General features: G+C 62.3%; 18 protein-coding genes. 5 read left to right on the forward strand and 13 right to left on the reverse strand.

Annotated features, from left to right (window positions below; translation table 11 throughout):
• Positions 1-6: 6 nt before the first annotated feature.
• The 6 genes from ACX3P0_RS01900 to ACX3P0_RS01925 form a co-directional block, all read right to left on the reverse strand.
• Positions 7-792 carry a TSUP family transporter gene (locus ACX3P0_RS01900; protein ID WP_459086161.1) on the reverse strand — a complete coding sequence of 262 codons (786 nt, stop codon included), beginning with the start codon at positions 790-792 and terminating at the stop codon, positions 7-9.
• An 86-nt stretch (positions 793-878) separates the two neighbouring features.
• Positions 879-2,501 carry an ABC transporter ATP-binding protein gene (locus ACX3P0_RS01905; RefSeq protein ID WP_459086163.1) on the reverse strand — a complete coding sequence of 541 codons (1,623 nt, stop codon included), beginning with the start codon at positions 2,499-2,501 and terminating at the stop codon, positions 879-881.
• Positions 2,498-3,367, reverse strand: a complete 870-nt coding sequence (locus ACX3P0_RS01910; protein ID WP_459078479.1) for an ABC transporter permease — start codon at positions 3,365-3,367, stop codon at positions 2,498-2,500. The genes ACX3P0_RS01905 and ACX3P0_RS01910 overlap by 4 nt, the downstream gene beginning before the upstream one ends.
• Positions 3,364-4,311, reverse strand: coding sequence for an ABC transporter permease (locus tag ACX3P0_RS01915; RefSeq protein WP_459078478.1), 948 nt, complete (start codon positions 4,309-4,311; stop codon positions 3,364-3,366). Before ACX3P0_RS01915 ends, ACX3P0_RS01910 begins: the two co-directional genes overlap by 4 nt.
• A 232-nt stretch (positions 4,312-4,543) precedes the next feature.
• Entirely contained in the window at positions 4,544-6,022 is a 1,479-nt protein-coding gene (locus ACX3P0_RS01920) for an ABC transporter substrate-binding protein (RefSeq protein ID WP_459086165.1), read from the reverse strand.
• Positions 6,023-6,134: 112 nt separating this feature from the next.
• Positions 6,135-7,412: an acetylornithine deacetylase/succinyl-diaminopimelate desuccinylase family protein gene (locus ACX3P0_RS01925; protein WP_459086166.1), complete on the reverse strand. Its 1,278-nt coding sequence runs from the start codon at positions 7,410-7,412 to the stop codon at positions 6,135-6,137.
• 213 nt (positions 7,413-7,625) lie between these two features.
• Between ACX3P0_RS01925 and ACX3P0_RS01930 the strand changes: the two genes are divergently transcribed.
• From ACX3P0_RS01930 to ACX3P0_RS01945, 4 genes are all read left to right on the forward strand, one after another.
• Positions 7,626-8,057 (forward strand): L,D-transpeptidase, encoded by a 432-nt coding sequence (locus tag ACX3P0_RS01930; protein WP_459078475.1) that lies wholly within the window; start codon positions 7,626-7,628, stop codon positions 8,055-8,057.
• Between the two features lie 150 nt (positions 8,058-8,207).
• Positions 8,208-11,057, forward strand: coding sequence for a molybdopterin oxidoreductase family protein (locus ACX3P0_RS01935; protein WP_459086168.1), 2,850 nt, complete (start codon positions 8,208-8,210; stop codon positions 11,055-11,057).
• Positions 11,054-11,818 carry a 4Fe-4S dicluster domain-containing protein gene (locus tag ACX3P0_RS01940; protein ID WP_459078473.1) on the forward strand — a complete coding sequence of 255 codons (765 nt, stop codon included), beginning with the start codon at positions 11,054-11,056 and terminating at the stop codon, positions 11,816-11,818. Before ACX3P0_RS01935 ends, ACX3P0_RS01940 begins: the two co-directional genes overlap by 4 nt.
• 2 nt (positions 11,819-11,820) lie before the next feature.
• Positions 11,821-12,747 (forward strand): dimethyl sulfoxide reductase anchor subunit family protein, encoded by a 927-nt coding sequence (locus ACX3P0_RS01945; RefSeq protein WP_459086169.1) that lies wholly within the window; start codon positions 11,821-11,823, stop codon positions 12,745-12,747.
• On the opposite strand, the gene ACX3P0_RS01950 is transcribed toward ACX3P0_RS01945, so the two are convergent.
• The 7 genes from ACX3P0_RS01950 to ACX3P0_RS01980 all read right to left on the reverse strand — a co-directional run bounded on the left by ACX3P0_RS01950 (position 12,744) and on the right by ACX3P0_RS01980 (position 18,626).
• Positions 12,744-12,938: a hypothetical protein gene (locus ACX3P0_RS01950; protein ID WP_459086171.1), complete on the reverse strand. Its 195-nt coding sequence runs from the start codon at positions 12,936-12,938 to the stop codon at positions 12,744-12,746. The genes ACX3P0_RS01945 and ACX3P0_RS01950 overlap by 4 nt on opposite strands.
• A 127-nt stretch (positions 12,939-13,065) precedes the next feature.
• On the reverse strand, positions 13,066-14,034 hold the full coding sequence (locus ACX3P0_RS01955; protein WP_459086172.1) for a lipid A biosynthesis lauroyl acyltransferase: 969 nt from the start codon (positions 14,032-14,034) through the stop codon (positions 13,066-13,068).
• An 11-nt stretch (positions 14,035-14,045) separates the two neighbouring features.
• On the reverse strand, positions 14,046-15,074 hold the full coding sequence (locus ACX3P0_RS01960) for a zinc-binding dehydrogenase (RefSeq protein ID WP_459086173.1): 1,029 nt from the start codon (positions 15,072-15,074) through the stop codon (positions 14,046-14,048).
• A gap of 39 nt (positions 15,075-15,113) precedes the next feature.
• A complete protein-coding gene (locus ACX3P0_RS01965; RefSeq protein ID WP_459086175.1) occupies positions 15,114-16,385 on the reverse strand; it encodes a beta-ketoacyl-ACP synthase in 1,272 nt (423 codons plus the stop codon).
• A gap of 12 nt (positions 16,386-16,397) precedes the next feature.
• Positions 16,398-17,582, reverse strand: coding sequence for a beta-ketoacyl-ACP synthase (locus tag ACX3P0_RS01970; RefSeq protein ID WP_459086176.1), 1,185 nt, complete (start codon positions 17,580-17,582; stop codon positions 16,398-16,400).
• 58 nt (positions 17,583-17,640) lie between these two features.
• A complete protein-coding gene (locus tag ACX3P0_RS01975) occupies positions 17,641-17,922 on the reverse strand; it encodes an acyl carrier protein (RefSeq protein WP_459078466.1) in 282 nt (93 codons plus the stop codon).
• A gap of 155 nt (positions 17,923-18,077) precedes the next feature.
• Entirely contained in the window at positions 18,078-18,626 is a 549-nt protein-coding gene (locus ACX3P0_RS01980; RefSeq protein WP_459078465.1) for a histidine phosphatase family protein, read from the reverse strand.
• 255 nt (positions 18,627-18,881) lie between these two features.
• Between ACX3P0_RS01980 and ACX3P0_RS01985 the strand changes: the two genes are divergently transcribed.
• Entirely contained in the window at positions 18,882-20,339 is a 1,458-nt protein-coding gene (locus ACX3P0_RS01985; RefSeq protein WP_459086178.1) for an NAD-dependent succinate-semialdehyde dehydrogenase, read from the forward strand.
• The last annotated feature ends 16 nt before the right edge of the window (positions 20,340-20,355 follow it).

Here is a 20,355-nt window from a genome sequence, read left to right on the forward strand (position 1 = left end):
TCTGGCTTAAACGCCGAGCATCGAACGGAGCGGGTTGGCGGGATCAGCGAGCAGCTTTGCGGCCAGTGCCACACATACGACCACCAGTAGCGGCTTGATAAGGCGCGCTCCGTTTTTGATCGCCATATGCGCGCCGAGACGCGCGCCGAGGAACTGGGCGGCTCCCATCAGCAGGCCGATCTTCCAGGCGACGACGCCGACCGAGGCGAAAACGATAAAGCCGCCGACATTGGACGAGAAGTTCAAAAGCTTGGTATGGGCCGTCGCCTTGAGGATGCCGTAGCCGGCAAGCGACACGAAGGCGAGCATGTAGAAAGAGCCGGCGCCGGGACCGAATATGCCGTCATAAAAGCCGATTGCCGGAACGATCATCAGGCCGAAGAGAAAAGGCGACAAGCGCCGCGCCCGGTCGATGTCGCCCATATTGGGCTTGATGGCGAAGTAGAGCGCGATGGCGACCAGCACGATGGGCAGGGCGGCGCTCAGGATCGCAGCCGGCACCACCGTCGCCGCCAGCGCGCCTAAACCCCCGCCGGCGAGAGCCATCAGGGCGGATGGCAATTGATGGCGCAAATCCACATGGCCTTTCGCGGCGTAGGCAAGCGTGGCCGAACCGGAGCCGAACAGCCCCTGCAACTTGTTCGTACCAAGTGCTGCGACCGGCGAGAAGCCGGCCAGCAGCAGGGCCGGCACGGTGATCAAACCGCCGCCGCCGGCGATGGAATCGACGAAGCCGGCTGCAAAGCCAGCAAGCGCAAGCATTATGACTGCTTCAGTGGCGAGATCGAACATGGCGGCTGGGGGCTTCAGATGAGACGGCAGGGATGGAGTTGGCGTTCGACCACATCGGTGCCGATTAGGCAATGCGGCTCTTGCGGTCAGCCCTGTCCCTGCAGCTTCCGTGCAAGCGCGCGGCGAAGATCGGGTGCGGCGGCGACCAGAGCGCGCGCCGCTTCGGATTTCGGGTTGTCGAGCACGTCTGCGGTTTTCCCGCTTTCGACAATGCTGCCCTCGTGCATCACCATCACCTCGTCGGTAATGGCTCGGGCGACTGTCAGGTCGTGGGTGATGAACAGATAGGCGATGCCAAGCCTGCCGTTGAGGTCGGCAAAAAGGTCGAGGATTTGCGCCCGGATCGACACGTCGAGGGCCGAAACCGGCTCGTCTGCGACCACCAGTTTCGGTCGTGTGATGATGGCGCGCGCGATCGACAGGCGCTGGCGCTGGCCGCCGGAAAATTCATGTGCATATTTGTCCATATCGTCCGGTGCGAGGCCGACTTCATGCAGCGCGTGCGCCACCATCTCGCGACGCTGCGTGCGCGACGGCTTTTGCTCCAGCAGATGAAGCGGCTCGGCCACAAGCCTTTCCGCCTTCAGGCGCGGGTCGAAGGAGCCGTATGGGTCCTGGAATACGACCTGCATGTTGCGGCGCGCCGCTTTCAATTCGGCCGCGCTGCGGTTGCTGATCGTCTCGCCGCGAAAGCGGATTTCGCCGGTGGTTGGCTTGTGCAACGCCAGGATCATGCGCGCAAGCGTGGATTTTCCACAACCGGAACGCCCGACCAGCGCAACCGACTGGCCGGGCATCATCGAGAAAGAGACATCGTTGACGGCGTGAACGGGAGCGGCGCGCCGGAACAGCGACGTGTGGGCGCCGCGATAGGTCCGGCTGACTTTCTCGACATGCAGGAGAGGCGTTGCCGCATTGGCGGCGCTGACGCTGGCGCGTTGCGGCGCATGCATCGAGGCTTGCGCCAACTGCCTTGTGTAGGGGTGGACCTGCTGCGAGAGAACGCGCGCGGTTTCGCCCGCTTCCATCACCTCGCCACGGCGCAGGATGGTGATGCGGTCAGCCATTTCGGTGACGACGGCAAGGTCGTGCGAGATCAGGAGCAGGCCCATGCCATTTTCGGCAACGAGTTCGCGCAGCAGGTCGAGGATCTGCGCCTGCAGCACCACGTCGAGCGCCGTCGTGGGCTCGTCGGCGATCAGCAGTTTCGGGTTCAGCGCACAGGCAATGGCGATGACGACACGCTGGCGCTGGCCGCCGGAAAGCTCATGCGGATAACGCGACAAGGGAAATTTCTGTGCCGGCAGGCCCACCTGGTCGAGTATTTTTCGCGCACGGTCTTCGGCTTCGGCTCTGGAGACTTTGGCGTGCCAGCGGATGCCTTCGGCCACCTGCTCGCCGATGGTTTTGACTGGGTTCAGCGCGGTCATCGGCTCCTGGAACACCATGCCGATATCGTCGCCGCGCAACGCGCACATGCGGTCTTCCGTGGCCTTGAGAATATCGATGCCGTCGAAGGTAATGCTGCCGTCGGCGCGCGCGCCATTCGGTAAAAGCTGCATCACCGCCAGCGCGGTCATCGATTTGCCGGAACCCGATTCGCCGACAAGCCCCATCACTTCGCCGGGCGCGATGGTCAGGTCCACGCCTTTCAGGATGGACGTGTCGCCGATGTGGAGCGAAAGATTCTCGATTTCGAGCAGGCTCATCGTTGCCGCCTCGATTTCGGGTCGAGGATGTCGGCGAGGCCATCGCCCAGAAGATTGAGGCCGAGCACGGTGACGACGATGGCCATTCCGGGAAACAGCGCCATCCACGGCGCAACTACCATTCGCGTCTGCGCTTCAAACAGCATGCGGCCCCAACTCGACATGGGCGGCTGCGCACCTAGTCCGACATAGGACAGGCCCGCTTCCGCAAGAACGCCCAGCGCAAACTGGATGGTGCCTTGCACCAGAAGCAGCGTGGCGATGTTGGGCAGGATATGTTCCAGCGTAATCTGAGTGCTGCCCTTGCCGGCGGCACGCGCGGCAAGAATGAATTCGCGCGGCCAGATGGCAAGCCCGCCGGCGCGCGCCACGCGGGCAAAGACCGGAATGTTGAAGATGCCGATGGCAATGATGGCGTTGACCGCGCCCGGCCCGAAGATCGCTGTAATCATGATCGCCGAAAGAAGGGCGGGGAAGGCGAAAACGAGGTCGTTCAGGCGCATTAGCGCTTCGTCCAGCAGGCCGCCGCGTGCCGCCGCCCATAGGCCGAGGGGCACGCCGACACCCATGCCGATGCCGACCGCGACCAGCGCCACCGCGATGGAATTGCGCGCGCCGAGCATGATCATCGACAGTATGTCTCGCCCAAAATGGTCAGTGCCGAACCAATGGGTGAGCGAGGGCGCCTGCGTCTTGTCGGCGATCACCAGTTTGGTGATGTCGTAGGGCGTCCACAGAAACGAGACGAGCGCCATCGCCGCCACCAGCAGCGTGACGATAAAGCCCGCAAGGAACGAGCGGTTGGAAAAAGCCGTTGCAACAAGGCGGGCCCAACTGTCTTCGATCGGTCGCGTCGGTTCCGTCATTGCCGGCGTCTCAGGCGCGGATCGACGATGGCATAGGAAAGGTCGACCAAGAGATTGACGGCGATGACAGTGGCGACCAGCAGCATGACGACGCTCTCGACCACGATCAGGTCGCGCTGGGTTATCGCCTGGAACACCAGACGGCCGAGGCCGGGCAGGTAAAAGACGTTCTCGATGATGATGGTGCCGGCAAGCAGGAAGGCGAATTGCAGGCCCATGATGGTCAGCACCGGGATCATCGCGTTGCGCAGCGCGTGCCGCCAAAGCACGGTCCGGCGCGGCATGCCCTTGGCGCGGGCGGTGCGGATATAGTCCTCGTTCAGCACCTCGATCAGAGCCGAGCGGGCGACGCGCGCAAGAATTGCGGCTTGCGGCAAAGCGAGCGCGATTGCCGGCAGGAACAGCGCTTTCAGGGCCGGCCAGATGCCGGCGTTCCAGCCCGGAAAACCGCCGGCCGGAACCAGCCTGAGCCAGACCGCGAAAAGATAGATCAGCAACAGCGCGAACCAGAAATTGGGAATGGCGACACCCAGTTGGGCGGCCCCCATGGCGACGGTGTCGCCGGCATGGCCGCGCCGGCTGGCCGAATACAGGCCGACCGGAAGGGCGATTGCCGCGGCAAGCGCAAGCGCAATGAGTGCAAGCGGCAACGAAACGACGGCGCGCTCGGCAACAAGGTCGATGACGGGAACGGAATAGGTGTAGGACGTTCCGAAATCGAGAGTCAGCATGCCGCTTGCCCAGTGCAGATAGCGAACAAGGATGGGCGCGTTGAGGCCCATCTGGTTGCGCAGCATTTCCACCTGGTCGGCGCTGGCATTCATGCCCAGCATCAGGCGCGCCGGGTCGCCGGGGATGATTTCCAGCACGGCAAAGACGACCATCGAGGCGAGGATGAGCGTGGCAAGGGCGATGGCGAGACGCTGGAGGAAATAGGTGGTCATGGGTGGGGTACGGGAGTTTGCGTGCCGACCTGCCCTACGTTGCCCCCCTCTGTCCTGCCGGACATCTCCCCTGCAAGGGGGGAGATCAGGCTGTCATCTCTGCCGTTACCAACCTTCGATTCAGCAAGCAAAATCGAGAGGTCAAAGCTGCTGATCTCCCCACCTGCGGGGGAGATGTCCGGCAGGACAGAGGGGGGCAACGTAGGGCGCAAGCCTCTCAGTCCATCAAATCCTAGTCCGCCCACTTTACCTTGGTGAGGTCGTTGGCCTGGATCGGTGCGTTTTCCCACAGGCCTTGCAGTTTGGCATCCCACACGCCGACCTTCGGCAGTTCGAACAGGAAGCCGACGACGGCATCGTCGGCCAGGATTTTCTGCGCCTGCTTCAGCAATTCGTCGCGCTTGGCCTCGTCCGACGTCAGGTTCAGTTCGGCAATGACCTTGTCGAAGGCCGGATTGTCATAGTTGAAGTAGTAATCCTTGCGCGAATAGATATCGATGTCGTTCGGCTCGGTATGCGAAACGATGGTCAGATCGTAGTCCTTCTTGGTGAAGACCTGATCCAGCCATTGCGCCCATTCGACCGGGATGATCTCCAGATCGATACCGACCTCGCGCAATTCCGAAGCGACGATCTCGCCGCCAAGCCGGGCATAATCGGGGGGCGGCAGCTTCAAGGTGGCCTTGATGCCGTTTTCGAAGCCTGCTTCCTTCAGCAGATCCCGAGCCTTTGCCGGGTCGTGCGGATATTCGCCGGTCAGATCGACATAGGCCTTGTTGGACGGCGCCATATGCGAGCCGATGGGCACGCCAAGCCCTCCCGACGCGCCGTCAATAATCGACTTGCGGTCGAGCGCGTAGGAAATCGCCTGCCTGACCTTGAGATTGTCGAAGGGCGGCTTCTTGTTGTTCATCGCAAGGATCGTCTCGCCCTCGGTCGAACCGATCACCACCTTCAGATCGGGGTTTCCCTGAACTTGGGCGGCGGCATCCGGCGGGAAGAACGGAATGGCCTGCACATCGCCGGATAGAAGCGCCGTAACCTGTGCGGCGGCGTCCGGGATGATGCGGAATTCTGCCTTGTCCAGCGCTACCCGATCGCCCCAGTAATGGTCCGATTTCACGAGTGTGATCGAAGCGCCCTTGGCCCAGTTCTGGAAATTGAACGGGCCGGTGCCGATCGGCTTTTCCTTGTTGGTATCGGCCGATTCGGGCGCCACGATCACCGCGTCGCCCCAACCCATATTGTACAGGAAGGAACCTTGCGGCTGCTTCAGCGTGACCTTGACCGTCGCCGGGTCGACGACTTCGACCGTGTGGATGGCCGCAAACAGGCCTTTCTGGGCGTTGACGGAATTGTCGGCACGGGCGCGGTCGAGCGAGAATTTCACGTCATTGGCGTCGAAATCGGTGCCGTCATGGAATTTCACGCCGGTATGCAGCTTGAAGGTGTAGACCTTGCCGTCGTCCGAAACCGTCCAGCTTTCGGCGAGGTCCGGCAACACTTCGCCGTTCGGGCCGATGCGGGTCAGCCCTTCGAAAACATTGGCGTAAAGCACTTCGTCGATTGCCGCGGCAGCGCCGGCCGTCGGGTCGAGATGGGGAGGCTCCAGAACGACACCCAGGACTAGATCGGTGCGTGCCGCCATCGCCGGTGAACTCGTTATCAGCCCCAGAACCGAAGCTGCGAGAACGGCTTTCCATAGTTTCATCGATCATCTCCCGGCGATCTGGATAGTGCGCGAATAGAAGCGTGAAAACGCGGGCGAGTAAATCGCTTTGTCACGATTCTTTTGCAATGCAGCAGAAATCTACCGCGCTTGCTCAGTGCTGACCGCCGCGTAACAAAATGTCGAGGCCGATGGCCATCACCTTGGCCGATTGCACCATGTCGTCGATGCCGACCCATTCGTCAGGTCGATGGGCGAGGTCGAGGATGCCGGGACCGTAGGCGATGCAATCGTAGATGTGGCCTATGCGGGCGATGTGTTTCTGGTCGTAAGTGCCGGGCGAGATGACATATTCCGGCTCGCGGTCGAAGATTTCCATGATGCCTTGCGCCACCGCCTTGACCACCGGCGCATCGCGCTCGGTCATGGTGGGCTGCACTTCCATCAGATCGCGGATGTCGTATCGGAATTTTGGCCGCTCCCGCGTCAACCGGTCCAGGATCGAGGTTACTTCCTGCTTCACGTCCTCGATCTTCTCTTCCAGCAGAAAACGTCGGTCGATGGTAAGGCGGCACCAGTCGGGCACGTTGGGGGAGGGCAGGCCGGGTCGGAAATCGTCCGTCTGGCCGCCATGGATCGAGTTGATGTTCATGGTCGAGCGTCGCGCGCCTTCCGGCACCACGGGCATCGTCGTGCGCTTCGTGTCGAGGGCAGGAAAAAGCTCGTCCTCGAACGCTTGCAGCACCGCGCCCATGTGGCGCACGGCGTTGTCGCCGAGGAACGGCATCGAACCGTGCGCGATCTCGCCCTTGGTCTCGATCTCCGCCCACCAGACGCCGCGATGGCCAAGGCAGATGCGATCCTTGTTGAGCGGCTCGGGGATGATGACGTGATCGACCTTCGGCTTCGAAAAATAGCCGAGCCTGGCCAGATGGGCGACGCCGCCGAAGCCGCCGGATTCCTCGTCCACGGTGCCTGAGATTTCGATGGTGCCGGGGAAGTCGGGGTGGGTGTCGAGATAGGCTTCTACCGCGATGATCGAGGCGGCGAGCCCGCCCTTCATGTCGCAGGCACCGCGTCCATAGACCCTGCCGTCTTTCACCAGGCCGGCGAAAGGATCGACGGTCCAGCCATCGCCGGCCTCCACGACATCGATATGCGAGTTGAAGTGGACGCAGGGGCCGGGCGTACGGCCGTCGAAGCGGGCAACGACATTGACGCGCGGATAACGGTCGGTGTCGCCGGGCGTGCCTTCGGCGCGGATGAACTCGGTCTCAAAACCCCGGCGTTTCAACCGCGCGGCGATGTACTCCGCGCAGGGGCGATAGGCTTCTCCGGGTGGATTGATGGTGGGGAAGCGGATCAGGTCGGCGGTCAGTTCGACCAGATCGTCCCTGCGCGCTTCAATGGTTTCGAGCAGATTTGTTCTCATTGCCGGATTTGAACAGCGAATGGCGGGGCTTTGCAAGCCTGCCGCCATGGGCCAGCAAGAGCGTGTCCCGATTGCAACTGTCGCTCAAAATAGTTCAAATTTTACGTTTCCGATTGGGTGGATCCTCAACGCTTGCGTGTATTTTAAGAAAAACCCCCTCAAGGTTAAGAACAAACGAGCTTGGGTAAGTAAGGGCGATAAAAAGGGGACGTTATGAAAAAGACAGTTCTTTTTGCGGCGATGATGATGGCGCTTTCCTTCGGTGCATCGACGCCGGGATGGGCCGCAAGTCTTGTCGCGCGCATAAATGTTTCCACGCAAACGATGACGGTAAGCAAAGCGGGGCGGGTGCTCTATCAATGGCGTGTATCGACGGCCCGCAGGGGTTACGTGACGCCGCGCGGCACCTACCGGCCGCAGCGCATGCACAAGATGTGGTACTCGCGCAAATACGAGATGTCGCCGATGCCATGGTCCGTGTTCTACCATGGCGGCTACGCCATTCATGGCACCAATGCGGTGAAGCGCCTGGGTACGCCGGCCTCGCATGGTTGTGTGCGGCTTCGCACGGTCAACGCGGCGAAGTTCTATGCACTGGTCAAGGAAGTCGGTGCGGCGAACACGCGAATAATCGTCGCCAATTAAGGGCGGGTCGGAGGCAGCGCCGGGCGTTCGCCGCGACTATCATGCTGTGGCCCAAGCGTTTTCGACAACAAGTTTGCGGCCGAATGCCGTTTCGAGGCATTTCATTTCGCGGGATGCCTGATAGGACTCCTCACGGAGGAGTTTGAGCCGATGAGTCCCAGAGAGCGGGTTGCGCTTTCCGAGCCGATTGCCGACGAGGTGCGCAAGACCACGTGCTATATGTGCGCGTGCCGTTGCGGCATCAACGTCCACATCAAGGACGGCAAGATACGCTATATTGAAGGCAACCGCGACCACCCGGTGAACAAGGGGGTGCTGTGCGCCAAGGGTTCGGCCGGCATCATGCAGCACTATGCACCGGCCAGGCTCAACGCCCCGCTCAAGCGTACCGGACCGCGCGGTTCGGGAGAGTTCGTGGAAATCTCGTGGGAGGAAGCGCTTGGCATCGCCACCGGCTGGCTGGACGAGGTTCGCAAGGACGATCCCAAGAAACTCGCTTTCTTCACCGGCCGCGACCAGTCGCAATCGTTGACCGGCTTTTGGGCGCAGCAATACGGGACGCCCAATTATGCTGCCCATGGCGGTTTCTGCTCGGTCAACATGGCGGCTGCTGGCATCATGACCATCGGCGGCGCGTTTTGGGAATTCGGTGCGCCAGACTGGGACCGCACCAAGCTTTTCGTGATGTTCGGCGTGGCCGAAGACCACGATTCCAACCCGATCAAGATGGGCATTTCCAAGCTGAAACAGCGCGGCGCGCGTTTCGTTTCGGTCAATCCGGTGCGCATCGGCTATTCGGCGGTCGCCGACAACTGGATCGGCATCCGTCCCGGTACCGACGGGCTTTTGATCCTGTCGGTTGTCCATGAACTCCTGAAAGCGCGAAAGATCGACGTCGATTACCTGGTGCGTTATTCCAACGCCACCTGGCTTGTCATCGATGCGCCGGGCACCGCCGATCATGGCCTGTTTGCGCGCGACGGCGAGGGCAAAGCGCTGGTGCACGAGACGGTGACGGAGCACATCGTGCCTGTCGGCACCAAGGGCGCGCGGCCCGCTCTTTCCGGTCGCGTTCAACTGGAAGATGGACGGTTCGCCGTGCCGTCCTTCCAGTTGCTTGCCGAAAAATACATGGACGAGAAGTACGCGCCGGAAGCCGTCGCCACGGAGACCGGCGTCTCGGCCGAGACTATTCGCGGCCTGGCCTGCGAGATCGCGCGCGTGGCCTTTGATGAGGCGATCGTCATCGAGCAGCCCTGGACCGACACCAATGGCGAGCGCCATCAGGCCTATATCGGCAGGCCGGTATCGTTTCACGCGATGCGCGGGCTGTCCGCTCATTCCAACGGTTTTCAGACGACGCGCGCGCTGCACATGCTGCAGGTGCTGATCGGCGCGGTGGACTGCCCCGGCGGCTTCCGTTTCGAGCCGCCCTATCCGAAGCCGATTTCGGCCCACCCGACGCCGCATGGCAAGGCCGAGCATTTTGGCTCGAACAAGCCGCTATCCGGCCCGCACCTAGGTTTTCCGCGCGGCCCCGAGGATTTGCTGATCGATGCCGACGGTAAGCCGGCGCGGCTCGATAAGGCTTTTTCGTGGGACGCTCCGATTGCCGCGCATGGCATGATGCACATGGTCATCGCCAACGCGCATGCCGGCGATCCGTATCCGGTCGATTTGATGTTCCTCTACATGGCCAACATGGCCTGGAATTCGTCGATGAATACAGCCGGCGTCATCAAGATGCTGGAGGACAAGGACGAGGCGACCGGCGAATACCGCATTCCCAAGATCATCTATTCCGACGCCTATGCCTCGGAAATGGTGGCCTATGCCGACCTTATCCTGCCCGACACGACCTATCTCGAGCGGCACGACTGCATTTCCATGCTCGACCGGCCGATTTCCGAGCCGGACGCCGTGCAGGACGCCATTCGCTGGCCGGTGGTGGAACCGGACCGCGACGTGCGTGGCTTTCAATCCGTATTGCTCGACCTCGGTGCGCGGCTGAAGCTGCCGGGCTTCGCCGACAATCACGGCAAGGCGCTCTATAAGGATTATGCCGATTACATCGTGCGGCATGAGCGGCGGCCCGGTATCGGCCCTCTAGCCGGTTTTCGCGGCGTTAACGGTGACCGGGCGGGGCGGGGCGCTGCCAATCCGGACCAGTTGAAGCGCTATATCGAAAACGGCTCGTTCTTCTCGGCGCATATCCCGATGGAGGCGCAGTTCTTCAAGCACGCCAACCAAGCCTATCAGGACTTTGGCGTGCGCATGGGCTTCTTCGATACGCCGCAGCCGGTGACGTTTCAGCTTTATCAGGAATCGCTGCAGAAATTCCGGCTGTCGGCGCAAGGGCTGCGCGAACCATTCGCGCCGGAAACGCACCGGCAGCGTATTTTCGACGCGTTCGATCCGTTGCCGGACTGGTATGAACCGCTGGGCGAGGCGCTGGTCGATCACACGGAATATCCGTATCACGCCATCACGCAGCGGCCGGCGGCGATGTATCATTCCTGGGGCTCGATGAATGCGTGGCTGCGGCAGATACACACCAAGAACCCGCTCTATGTGCCGGGTCCGATCTGCGACGAACTGGGGCTTGTCGACGGCGACTGGGTCTGGGTGATCTCGTACCACAGCCGCATCAAGGTCGAGGTGGCGCGCATGGAGGCGGTCAATTCGCGCACTCTGTGGACGTGGAACGCCATCGGCAAGCGCAAGGGCGCGTGGGGGCTGGATCAGGATGCGCCCGAGGCCAAAAAAGGCTTCCTGATGAACCATCTGATCCATGAACTTCTGCCGCCGAAGGGCGACGGATTACGCTGGTCCAACTCCGATCCGGTAACCGGGCAGGCGGCCTGGTACGATTTGCGCGTGCGGATCGAAAAAGCCGAAGCCGGCGAGGTGAGCGAACCGCAATTCCCGGAAATTGCCCAGCCGGGCAGGGCGGAACCGCATCCCGATGAATTGCGCTACGGGCAGGAGTGGGCGAAATGACCTTGCTCCCAGCCTTGCCGACCCCAAAGAAACTCGGCCTCGTCATAGACCTCGACGTTTGCGTCGGTTGTCATGCCTGCGTGGTATCCTGCAAGGAGTGGAACACCGGCGGCTATGGTTCGGCACTGTCGGATCAGGACCCTTATGGCGCGGATGTTTCCGGCGCGTGGCTGAACCGGGTCCACACATTTGAAGTGGTGCCGGAGGGCGGCGAAATCGTGGGCGAGGCGGGCGACGCGCGCATTGTGCATTTCCCCAAATCCTGCCTGCATTGCGAGGATGCGCCCTGCGTTACCGTTTGCCCGACCGGCGCATCCTACAAGCGCGCCGAAGACGGTATCGTGCTGGTGGACGAGGACATGTGCATCGGTTGCGGCCTGTGCGCCTGGGCCTGCCCCTACGGCGCGCGCGAGATGGATCTGGCCGCTGGCGTGATGAAGAAATGCACGCTGTGCATCGACCGCATCTACAACGAGACGTTCGAGGAAGTGGACCGCACGCCGTCCTGCGTCAGGACATGCCCGGCCAATGCCCGGCATTTCGGCGACTTTTCGGACCCGGGCTCTGCCGTGTCGCTCATGGTGCTGGCGCGCGGCGGCATTGACCTGATGCCGGAGCAGGGGACGAAGCCGGTCAACAAATATCTGCCGCCGCGTGCGCGGACATCGCTGGCGGCCAGCGCGCACCTGCCACTTGCTGAAAACACCGACGGCGCCAAGGGCTTTTTCGCCTGGCTCGACGGCATGCTGGACAGGATTTGAGCATGCATCCCGCTCCCTCCATCATCCTGTTCACCACGCTGTCCGGCCTTGGCTACGGGCTGGCGGCGGTGCTTGGGCTTGGTCTGCTCGATCCGGCGGCACTGGCCACCAAGTTCGCGCATGTTCTGGCGCTGGCGCTGATTTCCGGCGGGCTTCTCTCGTCCACGCTGCATCTTGGCAATCCGCAGCGCGCGTGGCGGGCGCTGTCGCAATGGCGCTCGAGCTGGCTGTCGCGCGAGGGCGTGATGGCGATCATCACCTTCGTGCCTCTGTGCATATCGGCATGGGCCTCGGTCATCGATGGCCGCTATCTGCCAACGGTCGGCATCGTCGGCACTGTGCTGTGCATGGTCACGGTCTATTGCACCGCGATGATCTACGCCTCGCTGCAGTCCGTGCAGGCATGGCACACTAAGCTGACGCCGCTTTGCTACCGGTTTTTTTCCATCGCGGGCGGTTTTCTGGCAGCCAGTTTTTTTGCCTTCTGCGGCGGTGGAAACACGATGGCAATGCCACTGCTGGCTTTGATTTTCCTGGCTGGCGCATGGGTGGCAAAAATATTCTGGCGTCGGAACATGCTGGCAATCGTGCCGCTATCGACGCCGGAAAGCGCCACGGGATTGGGCGCGATCGGCAAAGTCCGGCTGTTCGAGCGGCCACATGTCAATGAAAACTACCTGACCCGCGAGATGGGCTTCAAGGTCGTGCGAAAACATGCCGATAAGCTGTGGAAGCTTGCCGTTGCCGCCGGGGCGATCGTGCCGGGCCTGCTTATGCTGGCGCTGCTGCTAGCAGGAGCAAATGCCGGCCCGATGGCAGCAGTCCTTGCCGCGGTGGCGCTGGGTTTTCATATGCTGGGCATGGTGACCGAACGCTGGCTGTTCTTCGCCGAAGCGCGCCACGCCGTGATGAATTATTACGGCGGCTAGTCGCCGGCAAAATTCCGATGATCGCCTAGCGGCTTTGTCTTCGGCGTTTTCAAATGGCCGATGCGTTTGGCCAATTTGCGAAGTGCCGCGAATTTTGCGCCCGCCACAGGCACAGCCTGTTCGCCCCACGGCGTCCAAAGACTGGTCGGCCTTACCGCGTCCGGTGCGATATGCCCGATATGCCTGCCCATGGTAGCCTCCTCGCCGCCTGAACCATCCCCCAAAGGGATATGGTGATAGTGACAGAAGTTTTACGTTTTGCATCATCCTTTCGATGCAAAAAGATCAAATAGCTGCGAGGAGGGCGCTCCGGCGGGTTCAGCGCAGTTTGCGGGGGCGTCCCTTGATCTGCCAACGCTTGTGGAACCACATCCATTGGCCGGGGTCCTCGCGGACCCAGCGTTCCACGGTATCGGCAAGCATCTGCGTCGTCGCCTTGACGTCGACGCTGCCCGAAGCGTCCCGCGGCAGGTCCATCCGGCCTTCCACTTCAAGCCGGTAGCGGTTACCCGGCAGCCGGATGCAGCGGGCCGGGTAGACGTCGCAGTCATACTGGCGGGCCAGCATGCCGAGCACCGGATTGCTCTGGCACAGGCGGTTAAAGAACATCGTCTCGACGCCGCGCGTGAATTTCTGGTCGACGAGCACGCCGATATTGCCGCCTTTTTCGAGGATCGCGGCCAGCGCGAAGGAAGCGCCGGTCGACGAGGGTTGCAGATTGCCCATGTTTGCGCTGCGCATCGACTGGATATAATCGGCGAGATAGGGGTTGTTGGGCGGGCGAAACAGCGCCGTTATCTTCATGCCGAACGTTGCGGCAGCAACCGGCAAAAGTTCGAAATTGCCGAGATGGCCGGTGAACAGGATGTGCGGCTTGTCTTCGCCGGCGATGCGCAGGAAGTTTTCGGCGCCCTTGACCTCGATGCGACCGGGCACCGGCGCATCCGGGTCGTAATCGAACAATTGGTCGAGGAAAATATACTCGGCGGCAAGCCGCGCCATGTTGCCCCACATATCCAGCGCGATCGCATGGATTTCGGCGTCGGATTTTTCCGGGTAGGCCTGACGCAGATTATCCAGCGCAACACGGTGCCGCCCGACCAGCGGCCCGATGCGGCGCGCAGCGCGATCGGCGAAGTTCAGCGCCTTGTCGGGCGGCAGGCGCCGCAACACCGAAATCACGGCCATGGCAATGTATGCCACGATCCGATGGTTGAATTTTCGCAGCTTCAGGCCAAAGCCGAACTTGAAATTTCGGCGAAACGTCGTGAGAGGCCCTTGCGCCACCGCCGCCGGCCTCAGCTGACGCGCAAAATGATCTTGCCGAATACGTTGCGACTTTCCATGCGTTTCAGCGCGTCATCGATGCCGTCGAAGCCGATCTCGGTGTCGATGACCGGCGTAACCTGTCCGGCCGCCATTTTTTGCATGGCGTTGGTCATGTTTTCCATGCGGCAGCCGAACGAGCCGAGCAGTTTTAGCTGCTGCTGGAACAGTTGCATCAGATTGACCTGCGCCGAGACGCCCGAGGTCGAGCCGCAGGTGACGAGCCGACCGCCGCGCTTCATGCACAGCATCGAGGCGGCGAAGGTGTCGGTGCCGACATGCTCGAAGACAACGTCGACGCCCTTCTTTTTCGTCAGCTTTCGCGTGACGCCCTCAAAGCGGTCCTCGCGGTAGTTGATGACGTGATCGGCACCCAGCGCCTTGGCCTTTTCGAATTTGTCGTTCGAACCGACCGTGGTGATGACGGTGCAGCCGATCTTCTTGGCCAGTTGGATTGCGGCTGAGCCGATGCCGGAGCCGCCCGCGTGGACGAGGATGGTTTCGCCCGGTTGGAGCTTGGCGTTGTCGAACAGCATGTGCTCGACCGTGCCGAAGGTGACGGGTGCGACCGCGGCACCGATCGCGTCGACGCCGGGCGGGGCAGGCACCAGCAGGCGGGCCGGCAGGTTTATTTTCTCTTGGGCAAAGCCATCGAGGTGGAAGCCGTGTACGCCCGATACGTGCTCGCACAAATTGTCGCGGCCTTCGCGGCAGGCGCGGCAAAGCCCGCAGGTGCGTGCGCCATAGATGGACACCAACTGGCCGGGCAGCAGGTTTGAAACGCCGGGGCCGACCGTTTCGACCTCGCCGGAGGCTTCCGCGCCGACCACAAGCGGCAGCTTGCGCTTGGCGAAGGCCATGCCGCGCCAGCCCCAGACGTCGATATGGTTGAGCGCAACGGCCTTGATGCGCAGCGTTACCTCGCCCAGCGAGGGCGGCGGCGGTGGCGGCAGGTCCACCGTTTCCAGCCGGCGATCCTCGATGAGTTGCAGTGCGCGCATGAGCCTGACGGGTCCGTTAAGCGGGAAGGAAAGGCTCGCTTAACCGGGTTCCCGCGCCATGACAAGGCAGGTGTTCTGTCCGCCGAAGCCGAACGAGTTCGACAGAACCGTGCGGGTCGCAGCCTTGCGGCTGACATTGGGGACGACATCCAGCGCGATTGCCGGGTCGGGATTGTCGTAATTGATGGTCGGCGGGATGACGCCTTCGCGCATGGTCATCAGCGAGAACGCGGCCTCGATGGCCCCCGCCGCCGAGAGGGTATGGCCGATCATGGATTTGTTCGACGACACCGGAATTTGACCGATGCGCTCCCCAAACACGGTCGACAGTGCCAGATATTCCATCTTGTCGTTTTCGGGTGTCGAGGTGCCGTGCGCGTTGATGTAGTCGATCTGATCCTCGCCGAGGCCGGCATCGGCAAGGGCTGCCCTTACCGCGGCGGTCGCGGGCGATGCGTCCGGCTTGGAGCGGGTGCGGTGGAAATCGTCCGCCTTTTCGCCGCAGCCGCGCAGGATGCCGAGAACGGTCGCGCCACGCGCCAAAGCGCTTTCCAGCGACTCCAGAACCAGGGCTGCCGACCCTTCGGCCAGCACGAAACCGTCACGGTCCTTCGAGAAGGGTTTTGATGCTTTTTCCGGCGCGCCTGTGCTGGTCGACAGCGCCGATAGCAGCGAAAAGCGGATCAGCGCTTCCGCCGTAGCCGAGCCGTCGGCACCGATGGACAAAGCGCGCATCGCTTCGCCGCGGCGGATAGCCTCGACGCCCAGTTGTATGGCGGTTGCGCCCGACGCGCAGGCGGTGGAGGTGGTTATTGGCAGGCCGGTTGTGCCGAATTGGTCGGCAAGGCGGTCGGCGATCGAGCCGAACTGCGCGCTTTCGAATATGTCGGATGAGTTCAGGCCGCGCGCGACTTCCAGCAGCCGGTCCAGCGCGTTTTCATTCGTGCCCTTGCTGTAGAGCGAGAACCTGTCGTGCCAATCGACTTCCATCGGTGGCGAAGCGAGAAACAGTGGCCCGTCAAAATCTTCTGGATCGATGCCGGCTTCGGTGATGGCTTCGCGTGCGGAAGTCTCGGCCAATTCATAGGTGAGGGCGCTCGCGCCCTTCGTGCTGGACGGCAGAAAGTCGACCATGCCCGACATGCGGGTGCTGAGATGGTCGACCGGAAAGCGCGTGATCGGGTGGATGCCCGATTTGCCGGCCGTCAGTGCCGCCCAGTTGGCAGCCTTGCCCACGCCGAGCGACGTCACCACGCCCATACCGGTGACGGCGACCACCGGCCTGCCCATATGGTCCTTCAGATTGGCCATGTCTTCACGCTCTCAATCGGCGGCGCGAACCAGCGCCACGCCTTCGAATTGGTGATAACCGATCGCGGTTGCCAGAACTTTTTCCGGGATGCCGGAGAATGCCGGTTCGGTGGCGTCGAAAGCCGGATACGCTGCCTTGTGATGAACGGCCAGCGCCGCCAGCGCCACGGCGAAGGGGAATTGCGCTTCCTTCATATGGCCGGTCAGGGTGGAAAAACCACGCGCAGCCAGTTGCGGGCGGGCCGCGAGCGCCGCTTTTTCTGCCGCCGTCGCTGCGTGGCCGCCGGATGCGCCGGATATGGTCAGCAATTCCTCGCCGGGCGAGAGGCGGTCGAGCAGTCCGGCAATGCTTGCATCAAGCTCGCCTTTGGCGCGTCGCGCGCGATCGGAAACGACAGGCCCGAGCTGTGCGTAAATCCGGCCCCCCCGGCGCTGGGCGTGTTCGCGCTGCTCCAGCACAAGAAATGCGCCGCCCGAGCCGGTTACGACGCCGCCGCCCTGGCTTGCCTGTCGCTGCCAGACGGATTGCCACGGATCGCGATGCAGATAGCCGCCCAGTTCATAGCCGAGCAGCATGTCGGGATGTTCGGTCTGGAACGCGCCGCCGACCAGCATGTGGGTGGACTGCCCGGAATGTATGCGCGCCACAGCGGTCTCGATGGCCGAAACGCCCGATCCTTCCTCGCCCATGAAGGTACGCGAGGAGCCGGTAACCTTGTGAACGATCGAGATGTTGCCGGCCAAAAGGTTGGAAAGCTGGGCCAGAAACAGCGTCGGCCGCAGTTCGGTCGTCAATTTCTCATTGAGCAGCAGGTCGATGTCGCTGCGTGTCTGCGATGCCGCGAGAATGTCGGCATCGACCGCCATGTCCCGCTCGCCGCCGCCTGCCGCGACCACCATGTCCATGGTGGCGCAAAGTGCCTCGTCGCCCTTGATGCCGGCATCGTCCAGCGCGAGGCCGGCGGTATAGGTGCCGAGCCTTTGCCACGTTTCCATCTGGCGCTGGTCGCCGCGCTTGGCGATCTGGAGGTTCCAGTCGATCTCTGGCAGCGGATGAACGGAATAGGGCGGAAAACGCGCCGCGTCGACCACCGGCTCAAGGCCGGGGGTGGTCAGCTTTTGCCAATGGATATCCGGGCCTTCTCCCAGCGAGGAGACAAGGCCGATGCCGGTGATGACGACGTCGCGGGGGCTCATGAGGCTTTTTGGGTCAGGGAACGCCGCCCGTCAAGGGCGGCAACCGGGCGCACCGCGCTCAGGCGGTTTTGGCGGCAATCAGGGAGTCGATCTTGGCGCACAGGTTCTTCATGACGAAATATTCGTCGGTCGATGCCTTGCCGTCGTTGACTTCCTGCGTCCACTTCTCGAGCGGCACCTTGATGCCGAACTCCTTGTCGATGGCGAAGACGATGTCGAGGAAATCGAGGCTGTCGATGCCGAGATCGTCGATGGTGTGGCTTTCGGGCGTGATCGTGTCAATGTCGATCTCGCTGGTGTCGGCGATGATTTTGGCGACTTTTTCGAATGTGGTGGACAAGGGCTTTTCCTTCGATTGCGGGCGGATTCTGTCCGCAGGTGTTTGTGGGCTGTCTAGTCGGTTTTTGCAGGCAGGAAAAGACCGAATGTTTTTGCCGCCGGCTACGCTGTGGTAGCGCAGGCAAACGGGCGAGTGGCTGGTGCTCTGGATCGTTCCTAGAAAGTCACCCGGCCAAGCGCCCTCAGCCCGTCGCCCTCGACCCCGACGATGACGGCCTCGCCCTCGCGCGGCGACACGCCCGTCAGCGCCTTGATGTTTTCCAGATGCGTGACCATGACCAGATTGCCCGAGCCGGAATAGTTGCGCACTTCGTCGAGCGTTGCCTCAATTTGCTTGGCCCGGACGGCTTCGTCCGTGCTGAGCAGATCGAGCGGTTCAAACTGTTCAGGCTCCGCCTCGAAGGCAATGCGCGCGGTGTCGAGGCTGCGGCAATAGCGGCTCGACAGCACGCGCTCGACAGGGGCCGAGCGCGCACCGAACAGGGCTCCGATCTTGCCTGCCTGCTGCTTGCCCCGTTGCGAAAGATTGCGCTGCGTCGAGCATTTGGTGATGTCGAAATTTGCCGGGTCGGTGGTGCCGTTGGTCATGGCATTGCGCAACAGGACGACGCGGCCGCCGTCGCGCAGCAGGGCCCAACCGGCATCCGTCGCGTGGGCCAGGGATGGAAGGGTCAACAAAAACAGTGCCAGAGCAAATCGAAACATTGAGAATCCTATACACCACTGCCCGAGAGGCCGGCAGCGCTCCATAGGGACCGCAAAGCAGTCAGAAAGACAAGCAAAAGGCGAAACGCAACGGTTGACGGTCTCGAACCTTCGGGCACGGCCGTCATTTCGGCTAGATTAGCGCTGGTACAGCGCTTACATTGACGGCAGGCGATTGCTTGCCGGCCCGCTGCCGGGCTATGAGGCCACCAGTTTTCCCGACACGCGCCCGAGCGCATCAAAAGAGGTAAGAACATGCTCCAGAAAACCAATCCTTTCATGCGGCAGGCAAACCTCATCAACGGTGAGTGGGTGCAGGCGGATTCGGGCCAGACCGTCGACGTGATCAACCCGGCAACGGGCCTGAAGATCGGCGCCGTGCCGAAATCAGGCGCGGCCGAAACCCGCCGCGCCATCGAGGCCGCCAACACCGCATTCCTTTCGTTTCGCAAGACGTCGGCGCTGGATCGCTCCAAGATGCTGCGCAAACTGCACGACGCGATCATGGACAACCAGGAAGCGCTGGCCGAACTGCTGACCATCGAACAGGGCAAGTCGCTGACCGAGGCACGCGGCGAGGTCGGCTCGTCGGCTGCCTACGTTCTGTGGTTCGCCGAGGAGGCGCGCCGCGCCTATGGCGATGTGGTGCCGTCGCCCTGGGCCGACCGCCGCATCCTCGTCACCCGCGAACCCGTCGGTGTGATCGCGGCGATCACGCCGTGGAATTTCCCTTCCTCGATGCTGTCGCGCAAGATCGGCCCGGCCATTGCTGCCGGCTGCACGGCCGTCGTGAAGCCTGCTTCGCAGACGCCGTATTCCGGCCTCGCCTGGGGTGCGCTTTGCGAGGAAGTCGGCATTCCGAAGGGCGTCGTCAACATCGTCACCGGCTCGGCGGGCGAGATCGGCGACGAGATATGCGCCAACCCGCTGGTCAGGAAAATCACTTTCACCGGCTCGACCGAAGTGGGCAAGATGCTGATCGGCAAGGCGGCGGCGACCGTCAAGAAAGTGTCGATGGAACTGGGCGGCAACGCGCCGTTCCTGGTATTCGACGACGCCGATCTCGACCGCGCCGTGGCCGGGGCCATCGCTGCGAAGTACCGCAATTCCGGCCAGACCTGCGTTTGTACCAACCGCTTCTTCGTGCAGGCCGGTATCTACGACAAGTTCGTCGAAAAGCTCGTCAAGGCCAGCAATGAGCTGAAGGTCGGCTCCGGGTTGGACGACGGCGTCCAGCAGGGTCCGCTGATCGACGTGAAGGCAGTGGAAAAGGTCGAGGAATTCATCGCGGACGCCACTGCCAAGGGCGGCAAGGTGGTTGCGGGCGGCAAGCGTCACAAGCTTGGCGGCTCGTTCTTCGAGCCGACCGTGATCTCCGGTGCGACGACCGACATGATGTTCATGAAGGAAGAAATCTTTGGCCCCATCGCCCCGGTATTCAAGTTCGAGACCGAGGAAGAAGCCATCGCGCTTGCCAACGACACGGAATTCGGCCTCGCTTCCTACTTCTACACGGGCGATCTCGGCCGCGCTTTCCGGGTCATGGAAGGCCTCAAATACGGCATGGTCGGCGTCAATGAAGGCATGATCACCACGCCGGAAGCGCCGTTCGGCGGCGTCAAGGAATCAGGCCTCGGCCGCGAGGGCGGGCATCAGGGCATCGACGATTATCTCGATACGAAATATGTCTGTATCGGTGGCCTCGGGCTCTGATCGCGAGGCCCGCAAG

Source organism: Mesorhizobium sp. A556, assembly GCF_054489545.1.

What these genes read in the sequence shown, in the direction of transcription:
- ACX3P0_RS01900 (WP_459086161.1), bottom strand. Translation starts at nt 792, where the DNA reads ATGTTCGATCTCGCCACTGAAGCAGTCATAATGCTTGCGCTTGCTGGC.
- ACX3P0_RS01905 (WP_459086163.1), bottom strand. Translation starts at nt 2,501, where the DNA reads ATGAGCCTGCTCGAAATCGAGAATCTTTCGCTCCACATCGGCGACACG.
- ACX3P0_RS01910 (WP_459078479.1), bottom strand. Translation starts at nt 3,367, where the DNA reads ATGACGGAACCGACGCGACCGATCGAAGACAGTTGGGCCCGCCTTGTT.
- ACX3P0_RS01915 (WP_459078478.1), bottom strand. Translation starts at nt 4,311, where the DNA reads ATGACCACCTATTTCCTCCAGCGTCTCGCCATCGCCCTTGCCACGCTC.
- ACX3P0_RS01920 (WP_459086165.1), bottom strand. Translation starts at nt 6,022, where the DNA reads ATGAAACTATGGAAAGCCGTTCTCGCAGCTTCGGTTCTGGGGCTGATA.
- ACX3P0_RS01925 (WP_459086166.1), bottom strand. Translation starts at nt 7,412, where the DNA reads ATGAGAACAAATCTGCTCGAAACCATTGAAGCGCGCAGGGACGATCTG.
- ACX3P0_RS01930 (WP_459078475.1), top strand. Translation starts at nt 7,626, where the DNA reads ATGAAAAAGACAGTTCTTTTTGCGGCGATGATGATGGCGCTTTCCTTC.
- ACX3P0_RS01935 (WP_459086168.1), top strand. Translation starts at nt 8,208, where the DNA reads ATGAGTCCCAGAGAGCGGGTTGCGCTTTCCGAGCCGATTGCCGACGAG.
- ACX3P0_RS01940 (WP_459078473.1), top strand. Translation starts at nt 11,054, where the DNA reads ATGACCTTGCTCCCAGCCTTGCCGACCCCAAAGAAACTCGGCCTCGTC.
- ACX3P0_RS01945 (WP_459086169.1), top strand. Translation starts at nt 11,821, where the DNA reads ATGCATCCCGCTCCCTCCATCATCCTGTTCACCACGCTGTCCGGCCTT.
- ACX3P0_RS01950 (WP_459086171.1), bottom strand. Translation starts at nt 12,938, where the DNA reads ATGGGCAGGCATATCGGGCATATCGCACCGGACGCGGTAAGGCCGACC.
- ACX3P0_RS01960 (WP_459086173.1), bottom strand. Translation starts at nt 15,074, where the DNA reads ATGCGCGCACTGCAACTCATCGAGGATCGCCGGCTGGAAACGGTGGAC.
- ACX3P0_RS01965 (WP_459086175.1), bottom strand. Translation starts at nt 16,385, where the DNA reads ATGGCCAATCTGAAGGACCATATGGGCAGGCCGGTGGTCGCCGTCACC.
- ACX3P0_RS01970 (WP_459086176.1), bottom strand. Translation starts at nt 17,582, where the DNA reads ATGAGCCCCCGCGACGTCGTCATCACCGGCATCGGCCTTGTCTCCTCG.
- ACX3P0_RS01980 (WP_459078465.1), bottom strand. Translation starts at nt 18,626, where the DNA reads ATGTTTCGATTTGCTCTGGCACTGTTTTTGTTGACCCTTCCATCCCTG.
- ACX3P0_RS01985 (WP_459086178.1), top strand. Translation starts at nt 18,882, where the DNA reads ATGCTCCAGAAAACCAATCCTTTCATGCGGCAGGCAAACCTCATCAAC.